The organism is Methanosarcina sp. Kolksee, from assembly GCF_000969945.1.
GTDB classification, from domain to species: Archaea; Halobacteriota; Methanosarcinia; order Methanosarcinales; family Methanosarcinaceae; genus Methanosarcina; species Methanosarcina vacuolata.
Map to the genome: position 1 here is coordinate 1,244,928 of NZ_CP009524.1, position 12,133 is coordinate 1,257,060.

The following is a 12,133-nucleotide window of genomic DNA, read 5'->3' on the forward strand; positions in this document are numbered from 1 at the left end:
AAATTTGATTTCCAGCTTCTACCGCAGCACAGGTATTAAAGTTATATTAAAGACGGGTTCATTTTTTGGAATGAACCCATAAAGCTATAATACAAGCTTTAATACGAAAGCCAGATGCGTTAATTAGTTTCTTCTCTTCCGCAGGATAACAAATGCTATGGCGAGTATTCCAAGTGTAGCCATCCCACTGAAGAAAGGAGATTTTTTTGTCACTTCATAACTTTTGTCCAGTCCTCCGACTTCAACAGTATACGTCCCTGGCTCACCCTCAGTGTGTGAGAATTCGATTGATTTGTTCTCACCCGGATTAAGGGTTATATTCTGGGAATCAACCGATTCGTTATTAACCAGCAACTCCACTGTGGAGTTTCCTGTGACGTCTCCATTGTTCACAGCATTCACCTTAATATTTACCGCGGTTCCGGCTTCAACTGAAGCAGGCTGTATCGTGAGATCTGAGAAAGCGAACTGTGCGACTTTTTCCGCCACCTCTACCTGGGTTTCTCCTTCTTCATAACCGGTCTTTGTGGCATTTATCACATACGTACCCGGAGAAGTAACCAGGTAAGATGTGATACCTTTTGCGTCTGTCTGTGCGTCAATTATCTGTCCGCCGAAAAAGACATCTGCCCCGGAAACTGGCTTGTTTTCCTCAGAGTCCGTGACCTTTATATCAATCTGGTCTCCTTCCCGGACAGTTTCGGGAGAGACTGAAACCAGAAGTTTCAGGACACCCTGTGCGAGGACATCCACATCCTTAGTTCCGGAAACATAACCTTCCCGGCTCGCAGTTACAGTGAAGCTGCCTTCATTGCTGGGGGTAAAGGTGAGATTTCCGCTGTCTCCGGTAGTGCCTATGCTTTTGTTTCCAACAGACACTTCAGCACCAACGACTGAAACATTTCTCGCAGTTACCAGGATTTCAGTCTGCTTACCAACTACAAGTGCGTCGGGCATTTCGATATCCAGTTGATCTCCTGCTGCAGTCTCGGTTTCGACAAAGGGATAAAAGCGCAGGACTGAAGAATCGGCAACCTTGAATTTGACATTGCCCATCAGGTCTACAACCTCATCCTTTGAAAGGGAGATTGAATCCTCGTTTTTCATTGTGATGCCTGAGTCGGAAATCGAAGTTATTTTCATTTCACCGAAAGAATCTCCCCCAGAGATTTCCAGGTAATCATCCGAAATCTGGAAAATTCCCTCCACAAACACGGCATCTGTTTCTGTGGAACGGAAGACCGTACTTACATGGACCGCAATCATCGGAACATTTTCAGCCCCTCCTATATCGGTTTCATAAATATAGTCCCCACCCTGGGAAACTATTCCAGAGTCAAGGAGTTTTCCATTTTTGTAAAGCTCGAAGAGTACGTTTTTCCCATTAACATCGACCTCGGTTGCCTTAAGGGAGTAGCCGTTCTCCAGGGCTAAAGAAGAACCAGTGAACAGGGATTTTTTGTCATTGTCATCAATCAAAACTTTTGCAAGGACACTGTCAGAAAGTACACTTATGCCCTTCGAATTTCCAAGAGTGTTTTCAGGATATCCTGCAAAATATTTCTCTGCCATAAATCCGACAACTTCATAACTTCCCCAGCCCTCATGTTCAAATTTGACATTTTCAGGCTTTGTAGAATAGACGAGGGCTTCATCATCAATTGTCCTGCCATCAAGCTTTTCAATGACAAGGCTTTCAGTGGAAATATTTTCGTCGATGTTATAATAGAAACCTTCGAAGTTAAAAGGCGTCCAGACCATGGTATCAAACTTATCATCGTGTACCGTTCCCCTTAATTCGTAGGTTCCGGGTTCGGATGTTTCAACTATTGGAGCAAAACGAAGTTCATTGGCATCAGCCACAACAAAACTCAGTTTACCCATGATGTCAATAGTGTCGCCCTTGCTAAGCGAGATAGCGTCGCTGTTGCTCATTTTTATGCCTGAACTTGAGGTGGAACTTACCTCCATTTCCCCAAAATCATCACCATTCTGAACTTTCACGTACTGGTCCGATATCTGGAAAATTCCGTTCACGAAAACCGCATTTGTCTCTCTGCCGCTAAATATCTGGGAAAAATGGACTGCAATTATGGGCACATCTTCGGTATCCCCGAGGTCGGCTTTGTATACATAGTCGCTATTAGAGGACAGGAAAGCTTCGTCAACTATATTGCCGTCCTTTTCAAGCTGTACCCAGACGCTATTTCCATTAATATCAACCTCAACCATATTCAGGGAGTATCCTTCGTCAAGAACAAGAGAAGAGCCCGTGTACAGGGATTTCCTATCATCGGAGTCTATCAGGACTTTTGAAAGCTGCCCGTCCGAGATGACGCTAATCTCTTTATCTGCAAAACTTGAGTTTGCGGTGTACCCTGCAAAGTAGCGCTCTGCCATAAACCCTATAACATCATAAGAACCCCAATTTCCATATTCAAAATCGGTCTTTATGGGTACTGTTTCATACTGCAGATTTTTCTTTCCAATTGTCCGGCTGCCCTTACTGAGTTGGACTGTCAGATTCTCGGAACCTTCTCCAGTATCCAGGTCATAATAAAAGCCCGAGTAAGTCTGAGGAGTCCATGTGTAGGTAAGGCTCTCATTTGCCTTTTCATCCCAGATACGGTTGCCTGTTGCATCTGAAGCCTGGGCAGCTGCACTTAGGCACAAAAGCCCAAATGCCAGAAATAAACATAAAATCTTGATGTAGCTTTTAATCCCCATATTAAACCTCCTCTATGCTGTATTAACCGGGAGCGTAACTTTCAGACATCCGAAATAATAAATCGGAAAAAGTTTCCTGAACATCCGGAATACACCCTGAACAGAATACCCCCACCTATCTGAGTTATATCAACTATATTTAACTATATGTATTTTCTAATATCACAGGCATCAAATAAAAAATTTTTGGGCATAATCTAAAGTATTTTTCAAAAATCGGAAATAAAAATATTGAATATAGCAAAATAAGGAATTGAATACCTTGAAATCCGTAAAGCTATTTTTTATTGATTTTACACCAGAATAAATGTCAGGCAGCGCCTTTCAGGAAGACAATTAGGTACATTCCGAAAATATCTTTTACAACTGGTTTTACTCAGAGCCAGTTTTTATTCCGAACCGTATTTATTCAGAACCAATTTTTATTCTGAACCATATTTATTCAGAACCATATTTATTCAGAAGTAACTTTGCATTAGAACCATATTTATTCAGAAGTGACTTTTCATTAGAACCAGATTTATTTAGAAGTGACTTTTCATTAGAACCAGATTTATCTAGAAGCGACTGGTTAATTACGTTTAAATAAAAATATGAAAGTATATCCAGAAACTCCTTTTCCTCGAGAGTCGACTTGCTATACGCAAATTATAAGTTTAAAGAAGCGATTTCTGACACTTATAAGCAGAAATCAGCGTAATAGGATTTATTAAGATCCATTATAAGATTCATTAAGACTCATTCTGCAAAGTAAGACCGAGTAAATATATGGAGCCGTCTCTGGCATGGAAATGTGTACAGGTATTCCCGAAGAATTAAAATTTGCAGTCCTTGAAAGAATAAAACCCACTGAACCTGAAAGAGAAAAACTTTTTACGATCCAGGAAGAGCTCGCCTTGAAGGTAAAAATGGCAGCAGAAAAACTTGGCATATCAGGCGTTCTTGTAAAAATGGTGGGCTCTGCTGCTCGAGGCACCTGGCTTTCAGGCACTCATGATATTGATGTTTTTATAAGCTTTCCTGAAGAAACTTCCAGAAAGGAACTGGAAACTCTGGGTATGGCAGTTGCAAGAGAGGTGGCAAGACACGCCGAGCATGCCGAAGATCGCCATGCTGAGCATCCCTACCTTAATATTACATACAAAGGCTTTGATGTAGACCTTGTCCCCTGCTTCAGGGTTGCCTCGGCTTCCCAAATCAAATCTGCAGTTGACAGAACGCCTTTTCATAATGATTTTGTCAAACCCCGCATAAAAGGACATGAAGACGAAGTCCTGCTGTTGAAGCAGTTTATGCGTGGGGGCGGAGTCTATGGCTCGGAACTCAAGACCCAGGGCTTTTCAGGCTATCTGACCGAACTTCTGGTAATCCATTACGGCTCTTTCAAAGACACCGTCTATGCAGCCTGTTACTGGAAGCCAGGCGAAAAAATTGATATAATGCAACATGGGGAAATCAAGTACGAAGAGCCTCTTGTAGTGGTCGACCCGACCGATCCCAGGAGGAACGTGGCAGCAGCCCTTTCTCTAGACAAATTCTGCATGTTTATAGACCATTGCAGAGAATTCCTGAAAAGCCCAGAGCTCAGTTTCTTTTTTTCACCCTATCTCCTACCCCTTGAGGATAGTGAAATCCTGGAAAAGCTTGAAAACCGAAAAAGCTCCCAGCTTGCAGTCGTTTTCAAAACTCCGGACGTTGTAGAGGATGTCCTCTTTCCGCAGCTCTATAAAATGGAGCAGGCAGTTAGCGCCCTTCTAAAAGAATATGATTTTACAGTGATAAAAACCGGCGTCTGGTCAGGCAAAACCGAAACCGCAGTTGTGCTGGAACTTATTTCAAGTACCCTCCCCAACGTGAAAAAGCACGTCGGTCCCCCTGTCTGGGTAAAAGTACACGCTGAGAAGTTCAAGGAAAAATATCAAGCAGCAGACGATGTTTTTGGAGGCTATATCGAAAACGGGAAATACGTCTTCGAAATCCGGCGCAAGTACCCGACGGCAAGAGAACTTCTCGAAGACCGGCTCATGAGCTGCTCCCTTGGAAAACAGGTGCATCAAAGCGTAAATGAGGGTTTTGAGATTATTGAGAATGCTGAGATTTGTAGATTAAAAGATCCAAACTTTAGAATTTTTTTGAGTGGTTGGATGTAAAAGAGATTATTATGTGAACAACGTCGTGGCCAATTAACTGATTCTACAAAAAGTGGAATTTTTCCGCAAAAATTCTTTTTTGATGGGTCTGTTCAATTGACCAATTATAAGTCTGCAGTTGTTTCACCCACAGTGTTGCCATAATTAAATAATCTATTCAGAAACATAACCATGTTTGGAGAAATAATTACAATTGATATAATGATTCTGGCATAGTATTCGAAGATTAGTAGAATATACGAATTATCTGAAAAATAGTCTCTACTATTAATAAAGAACTTCATTTGAAGTTTTTATTTTGTGTAAGCATTATTAGTAACATAGCATAGATTTCAAATACTTCGTTGTGATATGACAGACTATTTTGGCGAGATATAAAAACAAATTTGGCGAGATATAAAAAACGAATAAAATTCCCCCAACATTTACAAATATATTTTTTCTGGAGTGCATCTCAAAACTTGGCATTTTAGTGTCTGATTTAATATAATGCGTTGATGGAGGCAACTGAAGTCCATGCTGACTGAACCTGAACAAATAATCCAACTTATATCGAGTTTATTAGCGTTAATCCTCTTTGTTATTTCCCATCTTGCATATCGTAGAGAGCATAGAAAGAAACTTTTTATTTTATCTTTAGCATTTTTTTTCTATTCGGTAATGAATTTTCTGGATGCAGCAGATATTTTTTTCCCTCAAGCAGGTGAATACCCCGAAATTTGGGGAAGTTTACTAAATTTCGTAGTGCTTGCATTGTTTTTTCTTTCCATGATAACAAAAGAGTAAGGTAAAATGGAATTCGAGCTAGAGACTAGAAGAAGAATTTACGAACAAATTAAAAAATCTCCTGGTATTCACTTCCGGGAACTTGAGCGGAGGCTGCAGATGGTAGTTGGCAACCTGCAGTACCACCTTCAGTATATGGAAAAGAAAAATCTGATAAGGGCTTCGAATGATGGAGATTATGTACGTTATTTCATAAAAGACAGGAGCTTAAGCGAAACCGAGAGAAAAATAATGTCTTTCTTAAGAAGATCCGGTTGCAGACACATCCTTATTCAGCTTCTCAATAATCCAGGCCTGAATAACAAAGAACTCTCCCAAGCCGTTGGTCTCTCTCCTTCAACTATTTCCTGGAACCTGAACAAACTTGTAGAAGCCGGAATAATTGAAAGGGAAAAAACCGGCAGGATAAGTAAATTCACAGTCATTGACTCTCTCGCGATTGCAGAACTCCTTATATGCTACAAAGAAAGTTTTCTCGATACTCTGGTTGATGGTTTTATTGAAATGTGGGAATTCAAGAACTCTAAATAATTTGATTGTTCGTCGTTTGATTGATATTATTCCAGTATACTCGAAATACAGCTTCTAGCTATTCTTTCTGTTAAACGTGATACTTTTTTAAGAAACTTATAATCTGACATTTAAACTGAATCGTGAGCCATGTTGCAGGTAACGTAAGGAAAGCGTCAATAAGGTATTGCTGGGTGATCAAAGTTTTGAGTTAGTCTCGTTATTCTGAGCTCTACTTCACTGTTTTTAAACTCTATTGAGACCTCCTGATCAGTTAATGAGATATCGTGGTCAGTTAATGAGACCTCCTGATCAGTTAATGAGGCCTCCTGATCAGTTAATGAGACCTCCTGGTCAGTTAATGAGACCTCCTGGTCAGTTAATGAGACCTCCTGGTCAGTTAATGAGACATTCTGGTTAGCTAACGTGTATGGATCTATACACCAGATTCAAAATACGTTTCCAGAGAATATTGAATTACAAACTCAAATTTCATAAAGAAGTCAGCTGAAATTTAAGTTCTTAAAAATCAGCCGGATCAAAAAGGACAGAAACTCTTACGTTTACTGAATAAAAGTTGAAAATATTTATGGTGGCGGGAAACATGGAAGAAACTTGGAAAACCCGCCACATTCTCCTATGGAAGAAGGTTCCGCCACATTCTTCTAGGGAGGAAGGTTTGAAATATTTTGTAGTGTTGATCCCGATTATTCACCACAATAACCTTCAGTTTTCAGTCTTCATTAGACATAATAACGATTCTGGTACATTATTCGAAGATTAGTACAATTGTCGAACATTAGTACAATCTTCGAATAATCAAATTTTTATGTAGTCGACGAGTTTAATCTCAAAATTACGTAGGTGCATATCGAAAATATGCCATGTTTCCAGATACTGCATAAATTCCGGACCAAAAAAGATTTATAAGACTCGATTTTATAAAACGCTGTAAACCAATTTTCGGGATGAGGAGAAACGAAACAATCTTCGACAATAGACGTAATACCTAACTCTAATTGGTGAAGAGTAGTGAACCCCCTTAAATTATTGATCCCGATAATTCTTCTTACATATAGATCTTAACAAATATGGAGGAAACAACAAAATGAAGAGATTTGTGGCCAGTGCACTGGCAGCTCTCATGCTTCTGACTGTATTTGCATCCGCCGCAATGGCTGATGATAATACAACCTCAGCAGCGAGTACAGTTGAGATCCGCGGCCCTGTGTACAATGGCTCAAGTTTAACCGATATCCTTGCAAATAATGCATATGGTAACGGTACAGCTATTACAATGGATGCTAACAAATTTGCAGCATTCTATTACGACATTGACAACAACGTGACAACCGAGTCTCTTACCATTAAGAACGTTGCTGGCACTTCTGGCAGGACTATAGGAGATAACGGTTTAGTATACAAGACAACAATCGGAAACGCCGAATACCAATATGACGACTGGGGCAACTACAGTGTGATTGGCTTCTTTGCAGACAAATATATTCCACTGAAGTCCAACGCTGCTGACAAGCTTGCCAAACTCGTACTCGACAGTGACGACAAGTATACTCTCAAGACCGGAGACTCCCTTGACCTCGGTGACGGGTACTCTCTCCAGGCCAAGCAGGTCGATGTTGACGGAAATAAAGTCTGGCTTGAATTCGACAAAGACGGAGCATACGTCGATGACGAGATAGTCTCAACTGACTCTGGCGATCATACCTGGACTTGCAAAGTTGACGACGTTCAGGGCGAAGACGATGTTCCTGTCCTGAAGGTACATGTCAACCAGGTCTTCCAGGGCGCAGTCGACAGCATTGCACAGATTGATGCTATCTGGCTCATTGACTACGCAAACGCAATAAAGATCAACTCTGACGATGAATTCGGCAAACTCAACGATGTTTCCATCAACGGCCCAACTATTACCATCAGCAATGATGATACATTCAGCCTGACTAAAGACTCTGATCAGGAAATCGGGCAAGGGTTATACTTCAAGGTTGCTGACTCCAATGATCTCAGGTTCTATGCTTACAAGCAGCAAACAACTTCTGGAACCTATGATGTAAGAGGAACCGTTGTTTCCGGCACACAGTCTTACACCTGGACTTCAGACAACTTTGCTGGATTCTTCTACGACCTGAAGAAGAACGTTGGAACCGAAACCCTGAGTGTCTCTGGCGTTAACGGAAGAACTATTCCTAAAAACGGCCTCAACTACAGCACCACTGTAAGCAAGGTTGATTATAATGCCGATGATGCATTCAATGGAACGTACCCTGTTCTCGGCTTCTTTGCACAGAAGTATGTCCCGCTGAAATCCACCGACGCTAGCAAGCTTGCCAAACTCGTTCTTGACAGTGATGACAAGTACACTCTCAAGACCGGTGAAACACTCGACCTTGGTGAAGGATACTCTCTCCAGGCCAAACAGGTTGATGTTGACGGAAATAAGGTCTGGCTCGAACTCGACAAAGACGGAGAATACGTCGATGACGAGATTGTCTCAACTGACTCCGGTGATCATATCTGGACTTGCGAAGTTGACGACGTTCAGGGCGAAGACAATGTTCCTGTCTTGAAGGTACATGTCAACCAGGTATTCCAGGGCGCAGTCGACAGCATTGCACAGATTGATGCTATCTGGCTCATTGACTACGCAAACGCAATAAAGATCAACACTGACGATGAATTCGGCAAACTCAACGATGTTTCCATAAACGGTCCAACCATTACCATCAGCAATGATGATACATTCAGTCTGAATAAAGACTCTGACCAGGAAATCGGAGAGGGAATGTACTTCAAGGTCGCCGACTCCAATGTACTCAGATACTACCCATATGTTGAGGAGACCATTGGTAACGGAACGGCTACAACCACTCTGGGTAACACAACCAGCATCGATAACACAACAGTTACCGATAACATGAGTGTTACTTCAACTCCAGTTGTGAACAGCACTGAAGAAACTCAAGATGTAAACGCGAGCACTCCTACAAACATGGAGACCCCAACAACTCCAGATACATCAGCTGCTGCAAACAACACCACTGAAACACAGAACAAATCTCCTGGCTTTGGGGTTATCCCAGCAGTCTTCGGACTTCTGTTAGTCTTCTACATCGTCAGGAAGAACAGGTAAATTCTCTGAGTGAAGGATTTTCTTAATCCTTCTTTTTTTTAATTTTTTTACTAAAATCCCAATTAATTGTTGTGTATCTAAATTCCGCATTTTTAGGCGATAAATGTCTCCCGATATCAGTGTATGCGCTTAAATTTAAGCATATACCCATGCCGCAAAATTCTAAAATCGTGATCAATTAACCTCACAGAGTTTCATTACTCACATGTGCGCTTAATATTTGGGAACCAGGATTGTATCCTGAAATAATTTCGCAGATTTAAAACGTTTGAAAGTCCAATACACGATACAACAGTAGGCGCCGCAAAAGGTTAAACACTGGTAAATTCTATTCCATTCTGGTACTGTGGAATGATCGTGTAAAAGAAACAGGTTCGAAGTTGAAGTAAAATAGTGGGTCGCCTGCATACAATATACAACTGTAATAAAGAAACTAAAAAACAAAATCGTTTTGGGATAAAACGGGAATTGACAGAGAAGTGAATAAATTACTCATAAAAATAAATCGTACTGGCCAACATGACAGAGAAGTGAATAAATTACTCATAGAAATAAGCCGTACTGGCCAACAAATACAATCATATTAAAAAAGATGAAAGTGTAGCTTTTTTCTCCACAATTAATATATAGTTGTTTTATTCTATGTAAAAAACCTAATGAACCGAATAACAGTGAGAGATATTTCATAATTATCTGTTTTTAGATTAATGTATTCAAACATTGAGGCGCACATTAAATGACATTCTTAAATCACTTAGACTTTATGATAATGCTGTCTCTTATATTTTCAGTACCTGCAGGCTATTATATTTTTGTGCCGGAACCTCTTCGGCCCAAATATTATTATAGAAACCTTGGGTCGTCTGGAATTTCAGATATTCTACCTTATGTAGCTTCGGCGACACTCATCTTTATACTTATGGATTCACAAAGAGAAATTTCAAACTTCCTGGGTCTCAGTCCCTCTCTTAATTATGATAGATATATGTTGATGCTGGAAGGTACTAAAGTGAGTATTTTCCAGAGCCTGGCCAATCCAACACTGACATACTTTTGCGGAGCAGTTTATCTGGTCGGATTTCCGTTTCTTCTAATCTTTACATTTATATTATTCCTGTTTAGCCAGGATGATGAGACTCTTAAAGAATATGTAATTTCTTTCACGCTTATATATTTGATAGCTTACGTTTTTTACATATTTTTCCCAGTAGATGTGACAGGGCATGTGTTGCCAGGAATGGTTCCTTTGCTATATCAATTGAATCCGGCCATCCTGGGGATAGTAACTATCTGTAGTCCCGGTCTTAACAATTGCTTCCCAAGCCTGCATGCTGCACTCTCGGTAATGGCAACGATGTTTATACTTTTCAAGACCGATCTCAGGCGTTACAAGGTTTTTGCGGTAGTAACAACCATTTTCATCCTTTTTTCAATACTGTATCTTGGCATACACTGGATCACGGATATGATTGGCGGAATTCTACTCGCTTTTATTTCTTATTTCTTAGCTATTCGAGTTTTTAAAAAGAGGTTCAAGGATGAAAGTACTCATTTTTATATGCGGTGAAGGGTTAGGTCATACCAGTCGCTGTATCGCATTGGGCCGGGAGTTGTTAGCTGCAGGCCACGAAGTTTACTTAGGAGCATATGGTTATTCAAAGGAGTTTATCGAGAGAAAAGGATACAAGGCCGTTGAAATACCCCCGGAAATAAAGCTTGTAGGTGAGTCCGGTTCTCTGAACCTGAAAAGATCAATTATATCCACCCTGAAAAACGGGAGTGTTTTTGCCATTTTCAAGGTCCTGAGCTTATTAAAAGAAAAGAAACCTGATATTGTGGTTTCAGATAGTTATTTTACAGGAGTAGTTGCCTCTAAAGTCAGCGGAATTCCTGTTTACCTCATAGTTAATCAGTCAAACATGGAAACTTTCTTTAAAAATGGGGGCATTGCCCTAAGAACTCTGGGCGGAATAATTAAACAGTTTTATAGCTACATTTTCAGAAGAGTTGACAGGATAGTAATTCCGGATTTCCCAATGCCTTATACCGTATGCCGGCTAAATCTTGCTTTTGAAGAAAAGGTTTCCAAAAATCTGTTTTTCAGTGGCCCTCTGATCCTTGAAAAATTTAGCGATGTGAAAGCTGAAGTCTTGCAAAAACCCCATGTATTATCTTTAATCGGGGGATTTGGATATCGAGAGCCCATATTCAGAAAGGTTATCGAAGTTGCAAAACTTGACAAAAGCATAAATTACACTCTCCTTTCGGGACCGAGCCTGAATCCTGATGTTTTCTCAAACCTTCCAGAAAATGTTACAATTAAGCGTTTTATTAATGACCAGTTCCCTTATCTCAAGGCTTCTGATCTTGTGATTGCCCCGGGAGGACATAGCACTATAATGGAAGCTCTTACTTTCGGGGTTCCAGTACTTTCGTTTCCGGATATGAACCATAGTGAGCAGGAAAGTAATGCTGCTGTGATTGGCCTTGAAGGTTATGGCAAATGTTTGGATTACAGCGCATCTCCAGAAGAGATCCTTCGGTCGATAAAAGAGCTTTTAAAAGATGAAAAGATCCACCAGAAGGTTGAAATTATGAAACAACTATCTAAAGAACTCGATCCTACTGCAACGTTCAAAGAACTCCTTGAATCAAACAGTAAGATAAGTCAAAAAGTATAATTAGGGTGTTGTAGTGGACTATTGCAGTTGAATAATAGACTATTGCAGTTGAATAATGGACTGTTGCAGTTGAATAGTGGACTATTGCAGTTGAATAATTCTGAATAAGGTCTAATGGATTGTGTTTT

The 12,133-nt window shown here is 40.4% G+C and carries 7 protein-coding genes; 6 read left to right on the forward strand and 1 reads right to left on the reverse strand.

Features of this window, described 5'->3' with window-relative positions:
* Window positions 1-123: 123 nt before the first annotated feature.
* Window positions 124-2,727 carry an S-layer protein domain-containing protein gene (locus MSKOL_RS05285; RefSeq protein WP_048154146.1) on the reverse strand — a complete coding sequence of 868 codons (2,604 nt, stop codon included), beginning with the start codon at window positions 2,725-2,727 and terminating at the stop codon, window positions 124-126.
* A gap of 785 nt (window positions 2,728-3,512) precedes the next feature.
* Here MSKOL_RS05285 and cca point away from each other — a divergent pair.
* The 6 genes from cca to MSKOL_RS05320 all read left to right on the forward strand — a co-directional run bounded on the left by cca (window position 3,513) and on the right by MSKOL_RS05320 (window position 12,005).
* On the forward strand, window positions 3,513-4,877 hold the full coding sequence (gene cca / locus MSKOL_RS05290; RefSeq protein ID WP_048154149.1) for a CCA tRNA nucleotidyltransferase: 1,365 nt from the start codon (window positions 3,513-3,515) through the stop codon (window positions 4,875-4,877).
* Between the two features lie 516 nt (window positions 4,878-5,393).
* Window positions 5,394-5,663 (forward strand): hypothetical protein, encoded by a 270-nt coding sequence (locus MSKOL_RS05295; protein WP_048154152.1) that lies wholly within the window; start codon window positions 5,394-5,396, stop codon window positions 5,661-5,663.
* 6 nt (window positions 5,664-5,669) lie between these two features.
* On the forward strand, window positions 5,670-6,194 hold the full coding sequence (locus MSKOL_RS05300) for a winged helix-turn-helix transcriptional regulator (protein WP_048154155.1): 525 nt from the start codon (window positions 5,670-5,672) through the stop codon (window positions 6,192-6,194).
* Between the two features lie 1,087 nt (window positions 6,195-7,281).
* The gene (locus MSKOL_RS05310) at window positions 7,282-9,324 is read left to right on the forward strand and encodes an S-layer protein domain-containing protein (RefSeq protein WP_048154159.1); all 2,043 of its coding nucleotides are present in this window, start codon (window positions 7,282-7,284) and stop codon (window positions 9,322-9,324) included.
* A gap of 763 nt (window positions 9,325-10,087) precedes the next feature.
* Window positions 10,088-10,891 (forward strand): phosphatase PAP2 family protein, encoded by an 804-nt coding sequence (locus MSKOL_RS05315; RefSeq protein WP_229397167.1) that lies wholly within the window; start codon window positions 10,088-10,090, stop codon window positions 10,889-10,891.
* The gene (locus MSKOL_RS05320; protein WP_048119042.1) at window positions 10,863-12,005 is read left to right on the forward strand and encodes a UDP-N-acetylglucosamine--N-acetylmuramyl-(pentapeptide) pyrophosphoryl-undecaprenol N-acetylglucosamine transferase; all 1,143 of its coding nucleotides are present in this window, start codon (window positions 10,863-10,865) and stop codon (window positions 12,003-12,005) included. Before MSKOL_RS05315 ends, MSKOL_RS05320 begins: the two co-directional genes overlap by 29 nt.
* Window positions 12,006-12,133: the final 128 nt, after the last annotated feature.

Excerpts from the sequence above, each read along its gene's own strand:
- MSKOL_RS05285 (WP_048154146.1), bottom strand. The coding sequence starts at position 2,727 with ATGGGGATTAAAAGCTACATCAAGATTTTATGTTTATTTCTGGCATTT.
- MSKOL_RS05310 (WP_048154159.1), top strand. The coding sequence starts at position 7,282 with ATGAAGAGATTTGTGGCCAGTGCACTGGCAGCTCTCATGCTTCTGACT.
- cca (WP_048154149.1), top strand. The coding sequence starts at position 3,513 with ATGGAAATGTGTACAGGTATTCCCGAAGAATTAAAATTTGCAGTCCTT.
- MSKOL_RS05300 (WP_048154155.1), top strand. The coding sequence starts at position 5,670 with ATGGAATTCGAGCTAGAGACTAGAAGAAGAATTTACGAACAAATTAAA.
- MSKOL_RS05295 (WP_048154152.1), top strand. The coding sequence starts at position 5,394 with ATGCTGACTGAACCTGAACAAATAATCCAACTTATATCGAGTTTATTA.
- MSKOL_RS05315 (WP_229397167.1), top strand. The coding sequence starts at position 10,088 with ATGATAATGCTGTCTCTTATATTTTCAGTACCTGCAGGCTATTATATT.
- MSKOL_RS05320 (WP_048119042.1), top strand. The coding sequence starts at position 10,863 with ATGAAAGTACTCATTTTTATATGCGGTGAAGGGTTAGGTCATACCAGT.